The organism is Vibrio cyclitrophicus (genome assembly GCA_023206055.1).
Classification (GTDB): Bacteria; Pseudomonadota; Gammaproteobacteria; order Enterobacterales; family Vibrionaceae; genus Vibrio; species Vibrio cyclitrophicus_A.
The window spans coordinates 65,091-86,275 of record CP065366.1; the positions used below are offsets into that span (position 1 = coordinate 65,091).

The 21,185-nt window shown below is 45.9% G+C and carries 20 protein-coding genes; 6 read left to right on the forward strand and 14 right to left on the reverse strand.

Annotated elements, in window-relative coordinates; genetic code table 11:
* Nucleotides 1–26 precede the first annotated feature (26 nt).
* Nucleotides 27–1,550: a YifB family Mg chelatase-like AAA ATPase gene (locus ITG09_00340; GenBank protein UPR52165.1), complete on the reverse strand. Its 1,524-nt coding sequence runs from the start codon at nt 1,548–1,550 to the stop codon at nt 27–29.
* 472 nt (nt 1,551–2,022) lie between these two features.
* On the opposite strand from ITG09_00340, the gene ITG09_00345 reads away from it, so the two are divergent.
* From ITG09_00345 to ilvA, 5 genes are read left to right on the forward strand one after another with little or no spacing between them, the layout of a single operon-like run.
* Nucleotides 2,023–3,669 (forward strand): acetolactate synthase 2 catalytic subunit, encoded by a 1,647-nt coding sequence (locus tag ITG09_00345; protein UPR52166.1) that lies wholly within the window; start codon nt 2,023–2,025, stop codon nt 3,667–3,669.
* A 1-nt stretch (nt 3,670) separates the two neighbouring features.
* Nucleotides 3,671–3,955, forward strand: coding sequence for an acetolactate synthase 2 small subunit (gene ilvM / locus ITG09_00350; GenBank protein UPR52167.1), 285 nt, complete (start codon nt 3,671–3,673; stop codon nt 3,953–3,955).
* Nucleotides 3,956–3,967: 12 nt separating this feature from the next.
* Nucleotides 3,968–4,936, forward strand: a complete 969-nt coding sequence (locus ITG09_00355) for a branched-chain amino acid transaminase (protein UPR52168.1) — start codon at nt 3,968–3,970, stop codon at nt 4,934–4,936.
* A 33-nt stretch (nt 4,937–4,969) separates the two neighbouring features.
* Nucleotides 4,970–6,811 carry a dihydroxy-acid dehydratase gene (ilvD, locus tag ITG09_00360; GenBank protein UPR52169.1) on the forward strand — a complete coding sequence of 614 codons (1,842 nt, stop codon included), beginning with the start codon at nt 4,970–4,972 and terminating at the stop codon, nt 6,809–6,811.
* Between the two features lie 2 nt (nt 6,812–6,813).
* Nucleotides 6,814–8,358, forward strand: a complete 1,545-nt coding sequence (gene ilvA, locus ITG09_00365; GenBank protein UPR52170.1) for a threonine ammonia-lyase, biosynthetic — start codon at nt 6,814–6,816, stop codon at nt 8,356–8,358.
* Nucleotides 8,359–8,458: 100 nt separating this feature from the next.
* Here ilvA and ITG09_00370 read toward each other — a convergent pair whose 3' ends face one another.
* Complete coding sequence (locus ITG09_00370; protein UPR52171.1) at nt 8,459–9,373, reverse strand: LysR family transcriptional regulator; 915 nt, start codon at nt 9,371–9,373, stop codon at nt 8,459–8,461.
* Between the two features lie 163 nt (nt 9,374–9,536).
* Here ITG09_00370 and ITG09_00375 point away from each other — a divergent pair, with 163 nt between their 5' ends.
* Nucleotides 9,537–10,748, forward strand: coding sequence for a Bcr/CflA family multidrug efflux MFS transporter (locus ITG09_00375; protein ID UPR52172.1), 1,212 nt, complete (start codon nt 9,537–9,539; stop codon nt 10,746–10,748).
* Between the two features lie 78 nt (nt 10,749–10,826).
* Here the strand turns inward: ITG09_00375 and glmU are convergent, their stop codons facing one another.
* The 12 genes from glmU to ITG09_00435 all read right to left on the reverse strand — a co-directional run bounded on the left by glmU (nt 10,827) and on the right by ITG09_00435 (nt 21,171).
* Complete coding sequence (glmU, locus tag ITG09_00380; GenBank protein ID UPR52173.1) at nt 10,827–12,188, reverse strand: bifunctional UDP-N-acetylglucosamine diphosphorylase/glucosamine-1-phosphate N-acetyltransferase GlmU; 1,362 nt, start codon at nt 12,186–12,188, stop codon at nt 10,827–10,829.
* Nucleotides 12,189–12,370: 182 nt separating this feature from the next.
* Nucleotides 12,371–12,793, reverse strand: a complete 423-nt coding sequence (atpC, locus tag ITG09_00385) for a F0F1 ATP synthase subunit epsilon (protein ID UPR52174.1) — start codon at nt 12,791–12,793, stop codon at nt 12,371–12,373.
* 18 nt (nt 12,794–12,811) lie between these two features.
* A complete protein-coding gene (gene atpD, locus ITG09_00390) occupies nt 12,812–14,215 on the reverse strand; it encodes a F0F1 ATP synthase subunit beta (GenBank protein UPR52175.1) in 1,404 nt (467 codons plus the stop codon).
* A gap of 34 nt (nt 14,216–14,249) precedes the next feature.
* Nucleotides 14,250–15,116: a F0F1 ATP synthase subunit gamma gene (gene atpG / locus ITG09_00395; protein UPR52176.1), complete on the reverse strand. Its 867-nt coding sequence runs from the start codon at nt 15,114–15,116 to the stop codon at nt 14,250–14,252.
* Nucleotides 15,117–15,164: 48 nt separating this feature from the next.
* Entirely contained in the window at nt 15,165–16,706 is a 1,542-nt protein-coding gene (gene atpA / locus ITG09_00400; GenBank protein ID UPR52177.1) for a F0F1 ATP synthase subunit alpha, read from the reverse strand.
* A 13-nt stretch (nt 16,707–16,719) separates the two neighbouring features.
* A complete protein-coding gene (gene atpH, locus ITG09_00405) occupies nt 16,720–17,253 on the reverse strand; it encodes a F0F1 ATP synthase subunit delta (protein ID UPR52178.1) in 534 nt (177 codons plus the stop codon).
* Nucleotides 17,254–17,268: 15 nt separating this feature from the next.
* Entirely contained in the window at nt 17,269–17,739 is a 471-nt protein-coding gene (gene atpF / locus ITG09_00410; GenBank protein ID UPR52179.1) for a F0F1 ATP synthase subunit B, read from the reverse strand.
* Between the two features lie 59 nt (nt 17,740–17,798).
* Complete coding sequence (gene atpE / locus ITG09_00415) at nt 17,799–18,056, reverse strand: F0F1 ATP synthase subunit C (GenBank protein ID UPR52180.1); 258 nt, start codon at nt 18,054–18,056, stop codon at nt 17,799–17,801.
* Nucleotides 18,057–18,105: 49 nt separating this feature from the next.
* A complete protein-coding gene (gene atpB / locus ITG09_00420; protein UPR52181.1) occupies nt 18,106–18,903 on the reverse strand; it encodes a F0F1 ATP synthase subunit A in 798 nt (265 codons plus the stop codon).
* A gap of 8 nt (nt 18,904–18,911) precedes the next feature.
* Nucleotides 18,912–19,301, reverse strand: a complete 390-nt coding sequence (locus tag ITG09_00425) for a F0F1 ATP synthase subunit I (GenBank protein ID UPR52182.1) — start codon at nt 19,299–19,301, stop codon at nt 18,912–18,914.
* A 191-nt stretch (nt 19,302–19,492) separates the two neighbouring features.
* Nucleotides 19,493–20,374, reverse strand: a complete 882-nt coding sequence (locus ITG09_00430; protein ID UPR52183.1) for a ParB/RepB/Spo0J family partition protein — start codon at nt 20,372–20,374, stop codon at nt 19,493–19,495.
* A gap of 23 nt (nt 20,375–20,397) precedes the next feature.
* On the reverse strand, nt 20,398–21,171 hold the full coding sequence (locus tag ITG09_00435; protein ID UPR52184.1) for a ParA family protein: 774 nt from the start codon (nt 21,169–21,171) through the stop codon (nt 20,398–20,400).
* Between the last annotated feature and the right edge of the window lie 14 nt (nt 21,172–21,185).

A 21,185-nucleotide genomic window follows, 5' to 3' on the forward strand; every position in this document is an offset into this window, starting at 1 on the left:
CATCTAAGCAGGCTTTTTTCTACTTGCTAGACAACTTGTGCCGTGAGTTGTTTCAACAATCGATCCATCGCTCGATAGCCAAGCGCTTCTGATAGATGTTTCTTTTCGATCTGCTCGTTACCGTCAAGGTCGGCAATGGTTCGTGCCACCTTAATGATTCGATGATAAGCACGAATCGATAAACCCAATCGGTGCAACGCCGTTTCCAGAAACTCAGCATCCTCACGTCTTAATGGGCAATACTTCTCAATTTCTCGGCTACCTAACAGTGCATTCGATTTATGGTTTCGAGATAACATCAACTCTCGCGCCTGCCTGACCCTTTGCTTAACTACTTGAGTCATTTCACCGCGGTCGCCACCTTCGGCTAACATTCCTTTTGGCAACAGAGGGATCTCTAAAGACATATCGAATCTATCCAACAATGGTCCGGATAAGCGATTGAGGTAACGAAGGATGATCTGTGGGTTTGCGCGAGCTTGATTTCCCTCGTAATAACCTGTCGGGCTAGGGTTCAATGCACCGACTAATTGAAAGCGCGCAGGAAAACGAGTCTTACCCGCCGCGCGCGAAATAATTATCTCGCCCGACTCTAGTGGCTCTCGCAGTGAATCAAGCACTTTACGCTCAAATTCGGGCATTTCATCCAGAAACAGTAAGCCATTGTGGGCCAGAGAGATCTCTCCAGGGCGAGGTACCGAACCACCACCCACCAATGCCGCCATCGAACTCGAATGGTGAGGCGATCGAAAAGGTCGTTGCTTCCAGTTGTATTGATTAATCTCTTGTTGCGTTAACGAAGCCACCGATGCGGTTTCCATCGCCTCGTCATCACTCATTTCAGGTAGCAAGTCACGCAGTCGAGAAGCGAGCATGGTCTTGCCTGTTCCGGGCGGGCCAAGGAACAGTAAGTTGTGGTTCCCAGCAGCGGCTATCTCCAGAGCTCGCTTGCCTTGTTGTTGGCCGATAATATCTTGTAGGTCGCGAAGCACTGAAACATCAGCCTGATGATGTTCCGTTCTATATAGACCAAGCTGAGCCTGACCACACATATCCGCACAAACCTCCAACAAGGTTTGTGCAGACTTATGTGCCCCTTTCCCGACTAGGGCTGCCTGATCGCCATTGTGATGCGGTAAGACTAAGCAACGCTCAACTCTGTCAGCTGCGAGTGTTGCTGGCAGCACCCCTTTCACTGAGCGCAACTCACCCGACAGCGCTAACTCACCAATAAATTCATGTTGAGCTATTTTTGATGTGGGTAACTGGTCCGACGCAACTAAAATCCCAAGCGCGATAGGCAAGTCAAACCGCCCGCCTTCTTTCGGTAAATCTGCAGGAGCTAAGTTAACCGTGATTCTTTTGGATGGAAACTCAAAGCGAGAATTGATGATCGCGCTTCTCACTCGATCTTTAGATTCCTTGACCGTTGTTTCTGGTAAACCCACCAACGTAAAACCGGGCATTCCATTGCTGATATGCACCTCTACGGTCACTTCTGGAGCCTCTACACCCACACTAGCTCGACTATGAATTATCGCGAGTCCCATAACTTTCCTTTGTCTTTGATTTAAAAGTATTCGCCCTGGATATTCATTGCTCACCAAAGCGATAAGGTTGTTATATAGCGTGGTGGAATGGTGTTTTAATGTGAAAAAAGAATGACATTTTCCTTGTCATGCAGCAGATTTGTGTGATAACACTAGAGATGTAGACATTTACTGAAGACAATAAACGAGAAAACTCGAATATTATGATTTTTAACGCTCGCATTTACGCACTGATTAACCTGATTATCGTAGTCATTATTAAGACTGCGCGGGGGCGAGTGGGAAGAAAGTAACCACGAATTAGAAAAAACCCCCGCACTGACAAGTCCGGGGGTTTTTTCTAATTTAAACATTCGATTTTTATATTTTTGAGCATTTTCGGCTTTGCCGATTTACAGGAAGAATGGGAGCACAAGATGTGCAGAGACAAAGGAAACAGTTACCAAAATAAAGGTAATACGGGAGAATTCCGATGAAAGGCGCAGAACTAGTCGTATCCGCACTCAAGCAACAAGGAATTGAGACCGTATTTGGTTACCCAGGTGGTGCCATCATGCCAATCTACGATGCACTCTATGACGGCGGGGTTGAACATATCCTATGTCGCCATGAGCAAGGCGCTGCTATGGCCGCGATCGGCATGGCTCGAGCAACACAAGATGTCGCTGTTTGTATGGCAACATCTGGCCCAGGTGCTACCAACCTAGTTACAGGCCTTGCTGATGCCTTTATGGACTCTATCCCAATGGTTGCCATCACAGGTCAGGTTGCAAGTTCCCACATTGGTACCGATGCATTCCAAGAAATGGATGTAATTGGTATGTCTCTGTCATGTACTAAACACAGCTACCTAGTAACTGATATTGAAGATCTTGCTCCAACCCTCGCAGAAGCGTTTGTGGTAGCAAAGTCTGGCCGTCCTGGCCCGGTTATCGTCGATATAGCTAAAGACGTTCAACTAGCAGAAGCACCCGTTAACACTCTTCCTGAATTTACTCCACCCGCAATTCCTGTTGCGACAACTGATGCCATTGAACAGGCACAGTACTTTTTGTCTCAAGCGACCCGTCCTGTTTTATACGTAGGTGGTGGTGTTCAACTTGCTAAAGCAACCGATGCGGTTCGCGAGTTTTTACGCCTTAACCCAATGCCAGCGGTAAGCACGCTGAAAGGCTTGGGGACTATCGAACGTGACGACCCACACTACCTTGGTATGCTGGGTATGCACGGCACTAAAGCCGCTAACCTTGTGGTTCAAGAGAGCGACCTATTGATTGTTGTCGGTGCTCGTTTTGATGACCGAGTAACCGGCAAACTCGATACCTTTGCACCGCACGCTAAGGTTATCCATATCGATATCGATGCCGCTGAGTTCAGCAAACTGCGTCTTGCCAATGCGCCAATTCGTGGTGACATCAACAAGATCATGCCTCAACTAGAGTTAAGCCAAGACATCTCCTCTTGGGTTCACCACTCTGAAGGCCTTCGTAGCTCATTCAAATGGCGTTACGACCACCCTGGCGATCTGATCTTTGCTCCACTGCTGTTGAAGCAACTTTCAGACATGATGCCAGCAAGCTCTATGGTTTCGACCGATGTGGGCCAACACCAAATGTGGGCTGCTCAGCATATTCAGCCTCGCGATCCACAGAACTTCATTACCTCTGCCGGTTTAGGCACCATGGGCTTTGGCTTGCCAGCTGCAATGGGTGCATCGGTTGGGCGTCCTGATGACCAATCTATACTTATCTCTGGTGACGGCTCGTTCATGATGAACATCCAAGAGCTTGGCACATTGAAGCGTCGTCAGATCCCAGTGAAGATGGTACTGCTTAATAACTCTCGTTTGGGCATGGTTCGCCAATGGCAATCGCTGTTCTTTGATGGCCGCCACAGTGAAACTATCTTAGATGACAACCCTGATTTCGTGATGCTCGCGAAAGCGTTCGATATCCCAGGAAAAACCATCACTCGTAAAGAAGAAGTAGAACCAGCATTGAAAGAGATGCTAGAGAGCAAAACCGCTTACCTACTTCATGTTCTTATCGATGAAGAAGAAAACGTATGGCCACTAGTACCGCCAGGTGCTTCAAACAGTGAGATGTTGGAGAACACATAACATGAAAAGATACCTATTAGACATCAAAGCCGATGATAAGCCTGTACTACTAGAGCGTGTTCTTCGTGTTATCCGCCACCGTGGCTTCATTGTTAAGCAAGTTGCGGGCACTCAAAACCACGAAAGCAAAGTGGCGAGTGTTGAGATCATCGTCGACAGTGACCGTCCGATCTCTTTCTTGGTAAACCAAATCGAAAAACTGTGGGATGTACGTACCGTTGACGTTATTTCTATCAGCCGTAATGAACTGCCAAACAACAACTTACAACAAAAGATAAACGCATAAGGAACCGCAAACATGACAGCTAAAACAGCAGACTATATTTGGTTTAACGGTGAGATGGTTCCTTGGGCAGAGGCGAACGTTCACGTCCTGACTCACGCAATGCACTACGGTACTTCTGTGTTTGAAGGTGTTCGTTGCTACAACACACCAAAAGGGCCGGTTATCTTTCGTCACCCTGAACATGCTAAGCGCCTAAAAGACTCAGCAAAAATCTACCGCTTCCCTATTCCTTACACTGAGGAAGAAATTATGGAAGCGACTCGCGAAACGCTACGCCAAAATAAGCTAGAGTCAGCGTACATCCGCCCTCTAGGCTTTGTCGGTAACGTTGGTTTGGGTGTATGTCCACCAGAAAACACTGAGATGGAACTGATCATCGCTGCTTTCCCTTGGGGCTCTTACCTAGGTGAAGAAGCGCTAGAAAATGGCGTGGATGCAATGATCTCAAGCTGGAACCGTGCGGCGCCAAACACCATCCCAACCGCTGCTAAAGCCGGTGGTAACTACCTATCTTCACTACTGGTTGGTGGTGAAGCTCGTCGTCATGGTTACGATGAAGGTATCGCACTGAGTGTTGATGGCTACCTTTCTGAAGGTGCTGGCGAAAACATCTTTGTAGTACGTAATGGCATTCTATCAACGCCACCAGCAACCAGCGCAATTCTGCCGGGTATTACTCGTGATTCGATCATGACATTAGCAAAAGACATGGGTTATGAGATCCGTGAAGAGAACATTGCTCGTGAAGCGCTATACCTTGCCGATGAAGTCTTCATGACAGGCACAGCTGCAGAGATCGTTCCGGTTCGCAGCGTAGACAAAATTACAGTAGGTGAAGGCAAACGCGGTCCTATCACTGAAAAAGTTCAAGCGGCTTACTTTGGTCTATTCAATGGAACCACTGAAGATAAGTGGGGCTGGTTAGACTACGTTTATCCAGCAGACCAAACTTCAGAAAACCAAACGCAAACAACTAAGTAAGCAACAGCCAAATATTTTATAAGGATTTAAGCAATGCCAATCTATCGTTCAGCAACGACTACCCACGGACGCAACATGGCTGGTGCGCGCGCTTTATGGCGTGCAACTGGCGTTAAAGATGATGACTTCGGTAAGCCAATCATCGCGGTTGTAAACTCTTTCACTCAATTCGTACCAGGCCACGTTCACCTTAAAGATATGGGCCAACTGGTTGCGGGTGAAATCGAGAAAGCGGGCGGTATCGCTAAAGAATTCAACACCATCGCAGTGGATGATGGTATCGCAATGGGTCACGGCGGCATGCTGTACTCACTGCCATCACGTGAGCTGATCGCAGACTCAGTAGAGTACATGGTGAATGCGCACTGTGCAGATGCGATGGTGTGTATCTCTAACTGTGACAAAATCACTCCGGGAATGATGATGGCTGCAATGCGCCTTAACATCCCAGTGATATTTGTATCAGGTGGCCCTATGGAAGCGGGTAAAACCAAGCTTTCGGATCAGATCATCAAGCTAGACCTTGTTGACGCAATGATTCAAGGTGCCGATCCAACGATTTCAGATGAGCAAAGTGAGCAAGTAGAGCGTTCTGCATGTCCAACATGTGGTTCATGCTCAGGCATGTTCACGGCTAACTCAATGAACTGTCTAACTGAAGCGCTTGGCCTATCTCAGCCTGGTAACGGTTCTATGCTAGCAACCCACGCTGACCGTGAAGAGCTATTTATCAATGCTGGTAAGCGCATCGTTGACCTAACTAAGCGTTACTACGAGCAAGACGACGAATCAGCACTGCCACGCAACATTGCTAACCGTGCAGCCTTTGATAATGCAATGGCGCTAGATATCGCGATGGGTGGTTCAAGTAACACAGTACTTCACCTTTTAGCGGCAGCTCAAGAAGGTGAGATTGATTTTGATATGGGCGATATCGACGAGATGTCTCGCCGCGTTCCACACCTATGTAAGGTTGCGCCTTCAACACCTAAATACCACATGGAAGACGTTCACCGCGCTGGTGGTGTAATGGCTATCCTTGGTGAACTAGATCGTGCAGGCCTACTGAACAACCAGACTCGCACCGTTCTTGGTCTAAGCATGCAAGAGCAGCTAGCTCAATACGACATCATGCAGACAGAAGACGAAGCGGTACTTAAGTTCTTCCGCGCAGGCCCTGCTGGTATCCGTACCACCAAAGCCTTCTCACAAGATTGCCGTTGGGATCGTCTTGATGATGACCGCGTCGATGGTTGTATTCGTACCAAAGAGAATGCCTTCAGCCAAGAAGGTGGCCTAGCGGTACTTTCAGGTAACATCGCGGTTGATGGTTGTATCGTTAAGACCGCGGGTGTTGATGAAGAAAACCTGAAGTTCCAAGGCCCTGCAATCGTATTCGAAAGCCAAGACACAGCAGTAGACGGTATCTTAGCGGGTAAAGTAAAAGCAGGCGAAGTGGTTGTTATTCGTTACGAAGGTCCTAAAGGTGGTCCGGGCATGCAAGAAATGCTCTACCCAACTACTTACCTAAAATCTATGGGTTTAGGTAAGTCTTGTGCTCTTCTAACTGACGGACGTTTCTCTGGTGGTACATCAGGTCTATCTATCGGTCACGCTTCTCCAGAAGCAGCAAGTGGCGGTGTGATTGGTCTAGTGAACACGGGCGATATTATCACTATCGACATCCCTAGCCGCTCAATCACACTTGATGTGCCAGAAGCAGAGCTTGAAGCACGTCGCGTTAAACAAGATGCACTAGGCTGGAAACCAGAAAACCGTCAGCGTGAAGTGTCTTTCGCACTGAAAGCTTACGCAAGCATGGCGACCAGTGCCGACAAAGGCGCAGTGCGTGATAAGTCTAAGCTTGAGGGATAACTATGAGTGATGACACCTCCAGTCCCAAAAAACAAAGTGGCGCAGATTATCTGCGCCAGATCCTGAGAGCGCCAGTTTACGAAGCGGCAATCGTAACACCTCTACAGGATATGCCGCGTTTAAGCGCGCGCATTGGTAATCAGGTTCAACTTAAACGAGAAGACCGTCAGCCGGTGCACTCGTTCAAGCTACGCGGTGCCTACAACATGGTTTCAAACCTTTCTGAACAACAGAAAGCAGTCGGTGTTATCACAGCATCAGCAGGGAACCACGCACAAGGTATGGCGTTATCTGGCTCTAAATTGGGTATTCAAACCACAATCGTGATGCCAAAAACCACACCAGACATCAAGGTTGATGCGGTACGTGGATTTGGCGGTAACGTTGTTTTGCACGGCAGCAACTTTGATGAAGCCAAGGCAGAAGCCGAGCGTCTTTCTGCTGAACATGGCTACACCTTTGTGCCTCCTTTCGATCACCCATTGGTGATTGCTGGGCAAGGTACGATGGGTATGGAGATGCTGCAGCAAAACGGCCACATGGATTATATCTTTGTGCCTGTTGGTGGCGGTGGCTTAGCTGCGGGTGTTGCTGTGTTAGTAAAACAGCTCATGCCTGAGATTAAAGTCATTGCAGTAGAACCAGAAGATTCGTCTTGCTTAAAAGCGGCTCTCGATGCTGGTGAACCTGTGGTACTGGATCAGGTCAGCATGTTTGCTGATGGTGTTGCGGTTAAACGCATTGGTGAAGAGACATTCCGTCTTTGCCAACAGTATATTGACGGCCACATTGCAGTCTCTAGCGATGAGATCTGCTCAGCGGTAAAAGATATCTTTGAAGACACTCGTGCGATTGCCGAGCCCTCAGGAGCGCTTGCTCTAGCTGGCTTGAAAAAGTTTGCTGAGCAGAACCAACTGCAAGACAAGCAACTGGCGACGGTACTGTCTGGTGCTAACACTAACTTCCACGGTCTGCGTTATGTCTCTGAACGTTGTGAGCTAGGTGAGAAGCGAGAGGGTCTACTTGCGGTGACGATTCCAGAGCGACAAGGGGCATTCCTAGAGTTCTGTAATATTATTGGTGGTCGAGCGGTGACTGAGTTTAACTACCGCCACAACGACGAAAGCCTAGCGAATATCTTCGTTGGTGTACGTCTGCAAGGTGGACAAGAAGAACTCGAGCACATCATCAATGACCTGCGCGATGGTGGCTACCCTGTTGTCGATCTCTCTGATGATGAGATGGCAAAACTGCATATTCGCTACATGATTGGCGGTAAACCATCGAAACCGCTAAAAGAGCGACTATACAGCTTTGAGTTCCCAGAATACCCAGGTGCATTGATTAAATTCCTTGATACCTTAGGTACCCACTGGAATATCAGCTTGTTCAACTATCGTAATCACGGTGCCGACTACGGCCGAGTATTGTGTGGCTTTGAGCTTGATGATGATGATTTGGCTCAGTTCTCAACACACCTTCGAGAGCTTGGCTATCAGTGTAAAGATGAAACCGATAACCCTTCCTACAAGTTCTTCTTATCTTAAGAGTTAACGAGCGAATCAAAAAAGAGCGAGTATTTACTCGCTCTTTTTATTGATGCTGATTCAGATCAAGCTTGAAAAGGATCCTCTTACAAAGAGATCATTAGATCGCCTTGCGATGATCCAACCAATCTTGGTGAAGTTGCTCGCTCGATCCTAGGTACTTCACCATCCATTCGATCAATTTATGATTATCGTCTTTTCGCCATACCAAACAACAATGACTCTGCGGGCTCGGTTCAGGCAATATTTTCTCCACCAGCAGGCCTTGTTCGATAATTGGCGCGGCAATGTGCCTTGGCATATAACCCACCCCTACTCCATTTTTAAGACATTCAATCGCGCTATACCAATTAGGTAACAACAGGCGTCTTTGACTTGAGTAGTGGCCTGTGTGTCGCTTAGGCAGTACGCTAGAGGTATCGTCCAAACATATTGCTGGGTATTGGCTAACAAACTCTTCATTGAGGTTTTGCTCTCGCACACACGGGTGGCTTGGCGACATCACAAACGCCCAATCCAGGCGTCCCATGTCTTTAACCTCAAAGTCGCCACCGACCGGAATCGCCGAGGTTGCACCAATCACAATATCCGCTCGGCCCTGTGCAATCGCTTCCCAAGAGCCATTAAACACCTCCATGTTGATCTGAAGCTCTGCAAACTCAAAGGTTTGGTAGAACTCTTCAATCATCGGCTTCATCTTGTCGAGCTTAACCACGTTATCGAGCGTTAGGCGCAAGGTTTTCTTCCAGCCACGCGCCGCTCGACGAGTCTGGGCACTGACCTCTTCCATCTGTCTTAGTAACGCACGTGCCTCTTCAATGAACAATTCACCTGCCGGTGTCAGCTCTACTTTTCTTGGTAAACGTCTGAAAAGTAGAACATCCAGTTCTTGCTCAACCTGCCTAACACCGTAGCTGATCGCTGATGGTACTTTGTGCAATTGTTCTGCAGCCGCAGTAAAACTGCCTAAGCGAGCAACCGTATCGAGCATTTCTAAAGAGGATTTAGAGAACATAAGCCTTCAAATTTTTTGATTGATAACTACATATTTTAGCGTTTTATTTTATCAGGTCTAAAAAATAGAATGTCAGCATAAATAAACAGGGGCTTTCACTTCTGTATATCAAACAATTTTTTTGATGATAAAAACATCACTACCTTTAGCTTAATGGCATCTTATGAATATTTCTAAATTTCAATTGGTCTATCTTGCAGTTCTTTCAATGCTTGGCTTTATTGCGACTGATATGTACCTTCCAGCGTTTAAAGCAATGGAAGTCGACTTTGCAACCGGACCAGAGCAGATCGCGCTGTCTCTAACCGTATTCCTTGGCGGTATGGCATTGGGTCAACTTCTTTGGGGTCTGGCGAGTGACAAGTATGGTCACCGTAATACGCTGGCGGTTGGTCTTGTTATCTTTACTGCAGCGTCATTCGGCTTAGCATTCAGCACCGAGGTATGGCACCTACTGACACTACGATTCATTCAAGCGATAGGTGTATGTGCTCCAGCGGTAATCTGGCAAGCAATGGTTATCAAGCGTTACTCACAAAGCAGTAGCCAGCAAATTTTTGCAACCATCATGCCTTTGGTTGCGCTATCTCCAGCACTAGCACCTCAGCTAGGTGTGTTGCTAGCAGACAGTTTTGGTTGGCACAGTATATTTATCACATTGACCCTAATGGGCGCATTGTTGATCGCAACTACCATGGCTCAACCAAAAGAAGCGCCAGAAGTAAAACAAACATCGATCAAAACCGACATCAAAGCACTGCTTCATTCAAAGCCATACATGGGCAACGTATTGATGTTTGCATCGGCGTCAGCTGCGTTCTTCGCTTATCTAACCGGTATGCCAGAGATCATGGCTCAACTAGGTTATGAAGCAAAAGATATAGGCCTTAGCTTCATTCCACAGACAATTGCATTCATGGCTGGTGGTTATTTCGGTAAGCAAGCAGTGAAGAAGTACGGTGATGGTGTGGTACTAAGAAACCTTATCGGCTTGTTCAGCGTAGCGGCGATGCTTATCTTTATCGCATCACAGTGGGAACTGACATCAATCTGGCCTCTACTAGCACCTTTCTGTTTGATTGCTGTAGCAAATGGCGCACTTTACCCAATCGTAGTAAACCGTGCTCTATCAAGCGCGAAACAGAGCCCTGCAACAGCTGCTGGTCTACAAAACAGCCTGCAAATCAGTATCAGTGGCTTATCAAGTGCATTGGTAGCTGCAATGGCTAGCCAAGCACTGAGTGCAACAGGCATCGCAGTGGTAATTTGTTTAGGCGCATTGTGGGTGGGCTACATTATTTCTAACAAAGAGCTATCTGAACACTTCGCAACACCAGATAACTCTCGAGTAGTAGCAGACGAGAAACAAGACTAGTTCCTCATTTAACGGAAACAAAAAAGAGCGAGATTACTCGCTCTTTTTCATATCTAGATAATCATGTTTATTACGAGACTATTTTTTCTTAACCGGACGTTGCCAGTTCGCGATCTTGCGCTCTTTAGCTCGGCTGATAACTAATTCATTTTCAGCAACATCACGAGTTACTGTAGAGCCAGCACCAACGGTAGCGCCGTTACCAATAGTAACGGGAGCGATTAGTTGGCTATCTGAACCAACGAATACGTCGTCGCCAATGATGGTCTTAAACTTGTTCGCACCGTCATAGTTACAAGTAATTGCACCCGCACCTACGTTTACACGCTGACCAATTTCAGCATCGCCTAGGTACGTTAAGTGGTTCGCTTTAGAACCTTCACCAAGGCGAGTGTTCTTCACTTCTACAAAGTTACCAACGTGCGAGTTATTACGCATGTCAGCACCAGGGCGTAGACGAGTGAAAGGACCAACCGTACAGTCTTCACCGACCGTTGCACCTTCAATTACGCTGTATGGACGAACGATGGTGTTGTCATCAATCTCACAGTCTTTCAATACACAACCCGTACCGATAACCACGTTGTCGCCGATACTTACGCTGCCTTCGATGATAACGTTAGTATCAATCTCAACATCCATACCGCACTGCAGTTCACCACGCAAATCGAAACGGCTTGGGTCGCGTAACATTACGCCTTGCTTCAATAGCTTATCAGCCTGCTCAGCTTGGTAAGCGCGCTCTAAACGAGCCAGTTGAGAGCGGTCGTTCACGCCTTCCACTTCAATAGGGCTTACCGGGTGTACTGCTTCAACGGCACGACCTTCATCGTGAGCTGCAGCAATAACGTCAGTCAGGTAGTATTCACCTTGTGCGTTATCGTTGCTTAGGCCTGACAACCAACGTTTCAGATCGCCACCAGTAGCAACCATAACGCCAGTATTGATCTCTTTGATAAGCTTCTGCTCATCCGTAGCGTCTTTCTGCTCAACGATAGCCACAACAGGTCCATTACGACGAATAATGCGACCGTATCCCATTGGGTTGTCTAGCACGACCGTAAGTAGCGCGATACCACCGTTTGGTTGAGCGTCTAATAGGTTTTCAATGGTTTCAGGTGAAATCAGTGGAACATCACCGTATAGCACCAATACTTTTTCATCATCAGCGAAATGTGCAGATGCTTGATCCACAGCGTGGCCTGTACCCAGCTGCTCAGCTTGCAGTGCCCAATTTACAGATTCTTCAGCTAGAGTAGCCTTCATCTGATCACCACCGTGGCCGTAAACCAGGTTGATATTTTGAGCGCCTAAACCATTACATGTATCGATAACATGCTTCACCATTGGCTTACCTGCAAGCGTATGCAGAACCTTTGGTGTGTTTGAATACATGCGAGTGCCTTTGCCCGCCGCGAGAATTACCGCGCTAAACTTCATTGTAAACCTATCCAACGTTATTTTTATTAAGCCGATATTGTAACCGTTTTTGGCCAAAAAATTAAATAGCAATAACCATTTAACCAGTAGTGATACGTAAAAGAGGCATTTTTGAGAATCTAAAAATGCAAAAAGGCGACCCTTAGGTCGCCTTTATCTCAGAGTCTATAATCTTAAAAAGATTAACGACGCTGTTTTGTCAGTTCGATAACTCGTAACTGAGCAATGGCTTTAGCCAGTTCACCGGCCGCTTGTGCGAAGTCTATGTCGCCATGCTGATTTTGGATATTCTCCACAGCCTTGCGTTTAGCTTCTTCCGCCTTTGCTGCGTCTAGCTCTTCACCACGGATAGCTGTATCAGCCAGTACAGTCGCTGTACCAGGCTGAACTTCTACCATACCACCAGAAACATAAATAATTTCTTCGTGGCCGTGCTGCTTAACAATACGCACCATACCAGGCTTGATAGCGGTCAGCAGTGGAGTATGACCATGGAAAATACCAAGCTCACCCTCACTACCGGTCACCTGAAACGTCTCAACAAGGCCTGAGAAAATTTGTTTCTCTGCGCTTACAACGTCTAGGTGAAAGGTTATTGCTGCCATATCGCCTCCTAGTTAGCCTTATAGCTTCTTAGCATTCTCGATAGCTTCGTCAATTGCACCACAGTACATGAACGCTTGCTCTGGAATGTCATCGTATTCACCAGATAGAAGACCTTGGAAGCCACGTAGAGTCTCTTTAAGAGGTACGTAAACGCCTGGGTCACCTGTAAATACTTCCGCTACGTGGTAAGGCTGAGTTAGGAACTTCTCAATCTTACGAGCACGAGATACAACTTGCTTATCTTCTTCAGATAGCTCGTCCATACCTAGGATAGCAATGATATCTTTCAGCTCTTTATAGCGCTGAAGAGTAGACTGAACGCCACGAGCGATGTCGTAGTGCTCTTGTCCAACTACCAATGGATCCAGTTGACGTGAAGTAGAATCTAGCGGGTCGATCGCTGGGTATAGACCCATAGATGCGATATTACGGTTAAGTACAACCGTTGCATCCAAGTGAGCGAACGTTGTTGCTGGAGACGGGTCAGTCAAGTCATCCGCAGGTACATATACCGCCTGTACAGACGTGATAGAACCAGCTTTAGTTGACGTGATACGCTCTTGTAGAACACCCATTTCTTCAGCTAGTGTAGGTTGGTAACCTACTGCAGAAGGCATACGACCTAGAAGTGCTGATACTTCAGTACCTGCTAGTGTGTAACGGTAGATGTTATCAACGAACAGTAGAACGTCACGACCTTCGTCACGGAAGCGCTCTGCCATTGTTAGACCAGTCAGTGCAACACGTAGACGGTTACCTGGTGGCTCGTTCATCTGACCGTAAACCATCGCTACTTTTGATTCTTCAGGTTTTTCGATGTTTACAACACCTGCTTCCTGCATTTCAAAGTAGAAATCGTTACCTTCACGAGTACGCTCACCTACACCTGCAAATACAGATAGGCCTGAGTGTTGAAGTGCGATGTTGTTGATAAGTTCCATCATGTTAACGGTCTTACCTACACCAGCACCACCGAATAGACCGATTTTACCACCCTTAGCGAATGGACAAATCAAGTCGATTACTTTAACACCAGTTTCTAGAAGAGCTGTCTCGTTAGACTGCTCTTCGTAGCTTGGAGCTTCACGGTGAATGGCGTAATGCTCTTCAGCACCAATCTCGCCACACTCATCAATCGCGTCACCTAGGACATTCATGATACGACCCAATGTCTTAATACCCACTGGTACTGAGATTGGAGCGCCAGTATTTTCAACTGTCAAACCACGACGTAAACCATCAGAGCTACCCATTACGATTGCGCGAACTACGCCACCGCCAAGTTGTTGCTGAACTTCAAGAACTAGACGCTCTTTCACTTCATTAACATTCAGAGCATCGTATACACGAGGTACTTCGCCCTGTGGGAACTCTACGTCGACTACCGCACCGATGATCTGTACGATCTTACCTGTAGCCATCGTTAATCCTCTAACTATTTAGTTTTACCTAAGCTTAAACCGCAGCTGCGCCTGAAACGATCTCAGAAAGTTCTTGTGTAATCGCCGATTGACGGGCTTTGTTATACACAAGTTCTAAGTCATCAATAATGTCACCAGCGTTATCTGTTGCTGATTTCATAGCAATCATTCGAGCAGCTTGCTCACAAGCAAGATTCTCGACCACACCTTGGTACACTTGAGATTCGACATAACGAACCAATAGTGCATCTAGTAGTGGTTTTGGCTCGGGCTCATAAATGTAGTCCCAAGAATGACTGCGTTTCATTTCTTCGCTATCTGATTTAGGCAAAGGAAGTAATTGATCGATCGTTGGTTCTTGAACCATAGTGTTTTCAAACTTGTTGAACACTACGAACAGGCGATCTAATTCGCCTTCATCATATTTCTTCAGCATAACGCTTACAGAGCCAATCAAGTCTTCAAGGCTTGGACGATCGCCCAGACCAGAAACTTGAGCTGCTACTTTCGCGCCGCTGTTGTTGAAAAATGCTGTTGCTTTAGAACCTACTATTGCAAGCTCTACATCAGCACCTTTCTCAGACCAATCTTTCATGTCGTTCATGGCTTTCTTGAACAAGTTAATGTTCAAGCCACCACAAAGACCACGGTCTGTAGAAACGATGATGTAACCAACACGTTTGGCTTCACGTTCCTCAAGATAAGGATGCTTATACTCGAGGCTACCATTAGCCAAATGACCGATCACTTTACGCATTGTTTCTGCATATGGACGAGTAGCTTCCATTGCGTCTTGAGAACGACGCATTTTTGAAGCTGCTACCATTTCCATTGCTTTCGTAATCTTCTGTGTGCTTTTAACACTACCGATTTTATTACGTATCTCTTTTGCGCCGGCCATCGTTACTCTCCGTTAATGGTATGAGGTGGCCCTAAGACCACCTACCAATTACCAGGTCTGGGTTGCCTTGAAATCGTCAACAAGCTTCTTCAGCTCAGCTTCGATTTCTTTATTGAAAGCACCCGTTGTGTCGATCTGTGTTGCTAGATCGGCATATTGACCACGAGCAAACGACAGTAAAGCAGCTTCAAAATCTAGAACTTTTGACAGTTCAACATCTTGAAGGTATCCACGCTCTGCAGCGAAGATTACTAGAGCTTGGTCAAATACAGACATAGGAGCGTATTGCTTCTGCTTCATCAGTTCTGTAACTTTTTGACCGTGGTCTAGTTGCTTCTTAGTCGCTTCATCAAGATCCGATGAGAATTGTGCAAATGCAGCAAGTTCACGGTATTGAGCTAGAGCAGTACGGATACCGCCAGATAGCTTCTTGATGATTTTAGTCTGCGCCGAACCACCTACACGAGAAACTGAGATACCTGGGTCAACAGCTGGACGTACGCCGGCGTTGAATAGCTCAGTTTGTAGGAAGATCTGACCATCAGTAATCGAGATTACGTTCGTTGGTACGAATGCAGATACGTCACCAGCTTGCGTTTCAATGATAGGAAGAGCAGTTAAAGAACCAGTCTTGCCTGTCACTTCGCCGTTAGTGAATTTTTCTACGTATGCTTCGCTTACACGAGCAGCACGCTCTAGTAGACGAGAGTGAAGGTAGAAAACATCACCTGGGAACGCTTCACGACCTGGTGGACGCTTAAGTAGTAGCGAGATTTGACGGTAAGCTACAGCTTGCTTAGATAGGTCATCATAAACAATCAGTGCATCTTCACCGCGATCACGGAAGTATTCGCCCATCGCACAACCAGCATACGGTGCAAGATATTGCAGCGCTGCAGATTCAGAAGCCGATGCAACAACAACAACAGTGTTTGCTAGTGCGCCGTGCTCTTCTAGTTTGCGAACTACGTTAGCAATAGTCGACGCTTTTTGGCCGATAGCTACGTAGATAGAGAAAATACCAGAATCTTTTTGGTTAATAATCGCATCGATCGCCATTGCTGTTTTACCAGTCTGACGGTCACCGATTACTAGTTCACGTTGACCACGACCGATAGGGATCATTGAGTCAACAGACTTGTAACCAGTTTGAACAGGTTGATCTACCGATTTACGGTCGATTACACCTGGTGCGATAATTTCTACAGGCGAAGTCAATTTCGCTTCGATTGGACCTTTACCATCAATTGGCTCACCTAGCGTGTTTACAACACGACCAAGCATTTCAGGACCTACTGGTACTTCTAGAATACGACCAGTACCTGTAACTTTCATGCCTTCCTGTAGGTCAGCATACGGGCCCATTACAACAGCACCAACCGAATCACGGTTCAAGTTCAGTGCTAGAGCGTAACGGCCACCCGGTAGTTCGATCATTTCACCTTGCATCACGTCCGCTAGGCCGTGGATGCTAAGGATGCCATCGCTTACAGAAACGATAGTACCTTCATTGCGAGCTTCACTAACAACGTCGAAAGATTCAATACGTTGTTTAATTAGATCGCTAATTTCAGTGGAATTAAGTTGCATGCTCCAATCCCCATTAAGACTGCAATGCATCGCTCAGGCGGTCTAAACGACTGCGCGCTGAGTTATCGATGACTAGGTCTCCGGCTCGAATAATAACTCCACTAAGTAGAGTCTCATCTATACTGCAATTCAGCTGAACTTTGCGCGCAAGGCGCAGTTCCAATTTGCTGATAATGCTTGTACGTTGTTCTTCAGAAAGCTCAACTGCTGAAGTAACTTCAACGTCGATCTCTTTCTCATACTCTTTTTTAAGTATAAAGAACTCTTTACAAACATCAGGAAAAGCCATTAAGCGGCCATTCTCTGCCATCACTTTAATTAAGTTCTGGCCGAATTCATCAAATTGTTCGCCACAAATTACAATGAATACTTCAGCTAATTTTTCAGCAGTCATAGAACCGCTTAATAAATTGTGAACATCATCATTTTGTGCCACTTCGGCAGCAAAAGTAAGCATTTGACCCCATTGGTCTAGCTCACCTTTATCTACCGCAAAGTCAAACGCTGCTTTAGCATAGGGGCGTGCGATTGTAGTCAAATCAGACATATACAGCCCCTTGCTTTAAAGTTTTGCAGTAATGTTGTTAAGAAGATCATCGTGTACATCTTTATCGATTGTACGCTCAAGGATTTTCTCAGCACCAGCTATAGCCAGAGTTGCGACTTGTTTGCGCAGGTCATCACGGGCACGTGTACGCTCTGCTTCAATTTCTGCTTCAGCTTGCGCTAAGATTTTCTGGCGTTCTGCCTGAGCTTCTTCGCGTGCTTCATCAATAATTTGAGCTTTACGTTTGTTTGCCTGATCAATAACCTCAGTTGCAGTGCGCTTTGCTTCTTTCATTTGGTCAGAAGCGTTGGCTTGTGCCAGGTTCAAGTCTTTAGCAGCGCGTTCAGCGGCTACAAGACCGTCAGCAATTTTTTTCTGACGCTCTTCAATTGCTTGCAAGATTGGTGGCCATACATATTTCATGCAGAACCAAACAAACATTGAAAAAGCAATTGCTTGACCCAACAGAGTTGCGTTCATATTCACAACAGCTACCCCTCGTTAAGAATCAACTACAAAAATTTAATTAACTATTAAAGAGTTAATTAGCCTGCTAGTTGACCAACAAATGGGTTAGCAAACGTGAATAGTAGTGCGATTACGATACCGATCATTGGAACAGCATCCAGTAGACCAGCGATGATGAACATCTTAACTTGTAGCATTGGAGCCATTTCAGGTTGACGCGCAGCGCCTTCTAGGAATTTACCACCAAGAATAGCAAAACCAATTGCAGTACCTACGGCACAAAGACCAACAATGATAGCAACAGCGATTGCTGAAAAACTTAGTACAGTTTCCATTTACGTTCTCCGATTAACATTAATAGTTAGAATAAAGCTTAAAAAATTTTTAGTGATCACTATCTTCATGAGCCATTGATAAGTAAACGATTGTCAACATCATGAAAACAAACGCTTGAATCAAAATAACCAAGATATGGAAGATAGCCCAAGGTAGTGCACCTACCCATTGTAAGTACCACGGTAGCATTGCCGCGATAAGAATAAACACCACCTCACCCGCAAACATATTACCAAATAAACGCATACCTAGAGATAGTGGCTTCGCGAGTAACGAAATTATCTCAAGTACCAAGTTAAATGGAATCATGATTGGGTGATTAAATGGATGCAGTGCCAATTCTTTAGCAAATCCGCCCAAGCCTTTTACTTTGATGCTGTAGTAGATCATCAGAGCAAAAACACCTAAAGCCATTGCCATTGTTATATTAACATCAGCTGTAGGAACCACTTTCAAGTAAGGGATACCTAGCCAATGCTCTGCAGGATATGGTAAGAAATCGATAGGCACTAAGTCCATCAAGTTCATAATTATAATCCAGCAGAATATAGTCAGTGCTAGTGGGGCAATCAGAGGGTTGCGACCATGGAAAGTTTCTTTAACGTTGTCGCCAACGAATTCCACTACCATTTCAACAAAACACTGAAGCTTACCAGGTACACCTACTGTTGCTTTCTTAGCGACTGAGCGAAAAACCCAAAGGAATAACATCCCTGTCAACACCGAAAAAAACAGACTGTCTATATGTACGTTCCAGAAACTTGTCTCCTCTACAAGACCAAACTTAGCTAAAGAAAGGTTTTGTAAATGGTGTTCAATGTATCCGGATGCTGTTGGCGCAGCCATAACTCATCCTATTTTTTATTGTTAATGAAAAGCACTGGCGCAAAGATATTAATACCTAGAACCAGTAAATAGGTCAGTTTGAGGGGAATTAATTCCACCTGCATATACATGTAGACAATAGAGAATAGTAGAACTGTGATAAGGATCTTTAGTGCTTCGCCTGCATAAAACGACGCCGCAACTAACTTAGTTGCGCGAGCTCCACAAAATAGGAAAGCACACACACAAAAAACCACATTCGAGATGACAAAAATACCGCCACCAATCAATGCAGCAAAACCCCAATCAGGATTAACAGCTAAACCTAACCCTATCGCCACTAATATAACCGCGCTAAGCTCGATCAATAACATTTGCTTTGCAAGCACTCGTCCTGGTCTTGCTAACGCCGCTACCATGTATTCGTTCCTCTTTAAGCCCACTTTACCACTCGCTTAAAAGCGTGCTGAGAAATTGGCGAAAATTATACGTTCAGCCAAATTGATTGCAATAAGAATGCAGCAATCATTTACATTTCTGTATACAAACCTACAACTTTTGTAAGAAATTACTTGTTTATTACATAATTGACCTAAATCAATTATCTCATTTAGTACTCTAGTTTAGCAATAAGTTGCTCTAATTTGTGAGGCTCATCAAGAGTAATTGTCACTTTTGACTTACCGCTAACAGAACGAGTAACTGAAACGTTTGCTTGCAATTTTTCCGTGAGTCTTCGTGAAAGTTCGATGGCCTCAGTGTCTTCGGGCTTCGATTCAGCTTCAACGTCTGGTTTTAAGCACTTTTTGACAAGTTGCTCAGTTTGACGAACGGTCATTTTTTTGGTTGCTGCGGTATTCGCCGCTTCAACCTGGGTATCACCTTCAAGCGCAAGCAGTGCTCTAGCATGCCCCATTTCCAGTTGTTTACTGGAAACTAAACCTTTTACTTCATTTTCGAGCTGATTTAGACGTAATAAGTTACTAACGGTAGCTCTAGATTTACCAATCACATCGGCAACCTGCTGATGCGTCAGTGAAAACTCGTTCTGCAAGCGCTCTAGCGCTTGTGATTCTTCGATAACATTCAGGTCTTCACGCTGAATATTCTCAATCAACGCCATCGCGATAGCAGCCTTGTCTTCCACTCTCTTGATCAGACATGGCACTTGTTTAAGGCCTGCTTGACGAGCTGCTCTCCAACGACGTTCACCAGCAATAATCTCAAACTGGTCGTGCGCCAATGGGCGAACTACGATCGGTTGGATAATGCCTTGAGATTGAATTGATGCAGCCAGCTCTTCTAGCGCTTCAGGCGCAATATCCTTACGCGGTTGATATACACCAGGCTTCAAGCAACCAACAGCCAGTTCGATAAGCTCACCATCAGCCGACAACGCCTGACTATGAGAAGCAACTTGCTGTTTTTCACGAGCCAATGAGCTAGTTGCAAGCAATGCATCTAGCCCTTTTCCTAAACCACGCTTAGACATTGAGCGAATTCCTTTGGTTGGACCTATACTGGGACTTCTTCACGACGCAACATTTCGCCAGCAAGAGCAAGGTAAGCCTTAGCTCCTGCGGAATATTTGTCGTAGTACATTGCTGGCTTGCCGTGACTCGGGGCTTCTGCCAGACGCACATTTCTAGGGATCACAGTTCGGTAGACTTTACTACCAAAGTGTTTTTTGAGTTGATCAGATACTTCGTTCGATAAGCGGTTGCGAGGATCGTACATTGTACGTAGAAGACCTTCGATCTTCAGGTTCTCATTTACAACAGCCGCCAGCTTACTGATGGTATCCATCAATGCAGTCAAACCTTCCAAAGCAAAATATTCACATTGCATAGGAACCAATACGGAGTCGGCCGCAGCCATCGCGTTGATTGTAAGAAGGTTTAATGAGGGTGGGCAATCAATAAAGATGAAATCATAGTTATTGCGAATGGATTCGAGTGCATTTTTTAAACGAACTTCTCGAGCAAACACTTCCATCAGCTTGATTTCTGCCGCAGTAACATCGCCGTTCGCGGCGATGAGGTCATAATTGCCAGATGTACTCCGGCAAACTACCTCATCAAATGGGGTGTCTTCAACTAACAAATCGTAAGCAGTTGCTTCAACCTGATACTTGTCGACACCGCTCGCCATAGTGGCATTACCTTGAGGATCGAGGTCAACAACCAATATCTTGCGTTTTGTTGCCGCCATTGATGCTGCCAAATTAATGCAAGTTGTTGTTTTTCCTACGCCGCCCTTCTGGTTGGCAATTGCTACGATTTTACCCACTATGGCCTCGCTGA

Coding starts and splice junctions, on each gene's coding strand:
- atpA (UPR52177.1), bottom strand. CDS start 16,706: ATGCAACTTAATTCCACTGAAATTAGCGATCTAATTAAACAACGTATT.
- atpB (UPR52181.1), bottom strand. CDS start 18,903: ATGGCTGCGCCAACAGCATCCGGATACATTGAACACCATTTACAAAAC.
- ilvM (UPR52167.1), top strand. CDS start 3,671: ATGAAAAGATACCTATTAGACATCAAAGCCGATGATAAGCCTGTACTA.
- ITG09_00355 (UPR52168.1), top strand. CDS start 3,968: ATGACAGCTAAAACAGCAGACTATATTTGGTTTAACGGTGAGATGGTT.
- atpC (UPR52174.1), bottom strand. CDS start 12,793: ATGGCAGCAATAACCTTTCACCTAGACGTTGTAAGCGCAGAGAAACAA.
- atpG (UPR52176.1), bottom strand. CDS start 15,116: ATGGCCGGCGCAAAAGAGATACGTAATAAAATCGGTAGTGTTAAAAGC.
- ilvA (UPR52170.1), top strand. CDS start 6,814: ATGAGTGATGACACCTCCAGTCCCAAAAAACAAAGTGGCGCAGATTAT.
- glmU (UPR52173.1), bottom strand. CDS start 12,188: ATGAAGTTTAGCGCGGTAATTCTCGCGGCGGGCAAAGGCACTCGCATG.
- ITG09_00425 (UPR52182.1), bottom strand. CDS start 19,301: ATGGTAGCGGCGTTAGCAAGACCAGGACGAGTGCTTGCAAAGCAAATG.
- ITG09_00375 (UPR52172.1), top strand. CDS start 9,537: ATGAATATTTCTAAATTTCAATTGGTCTATCTTGCAGTTCTTTCAATG.
- ITG09_00345 (UPR52166.1), top strand. CDS start 2,023: ATGAAAGGCGCAGAACTAGTCGTATCCGCACTCAAGCAACAAGGAATT.
- ITG09_00370 (UPR52171.1), bottom strand. CDS start 9,373: ATGTTCTCTAAATCCTCTTTAGAAATGCTCGATACGGTTGCTCGCTTA.
- atpH (UPR52178.1), bottom strand. CDS start 17,253: ATGTCTGATTTGACTACAATCGCACGCCCCTATGCTAAAGCAGCGTTT.
- atpD (UPR52175.1), bottom strand. CDS start 14,215: ATGGCTACAGGTAAGATCGTACAGATCATCGGTGCGGTAGTCGACGTA.
- atpE (UPR52180.1), bottom strand. CDS start 18,056: ATGGAAACTGTACTAAGTTTTTCAGCAATCGCTGTTGCTATCATTGTT.
- ITG09_00340 (UPR52165.1), bottom strand. CDS start 1,550: ATGGGACTCGCGATAATTCATAGTCGAGCTAGTGTGGGTGTAGAGGCT.
- ilvD (UPR52169.1), top strand. CDS start 4,970: ATGCCAATCTATCGTTCAGCAACGACTACCCACGGACGCAACATGGCT.
- ITG09_00430 (UPR52183.1), bottom strand. CDS start 20,374: ATGTCTAAGCGTGGTTTAGGAAAAGGGCTAGATGCATTGCTTGCAACT.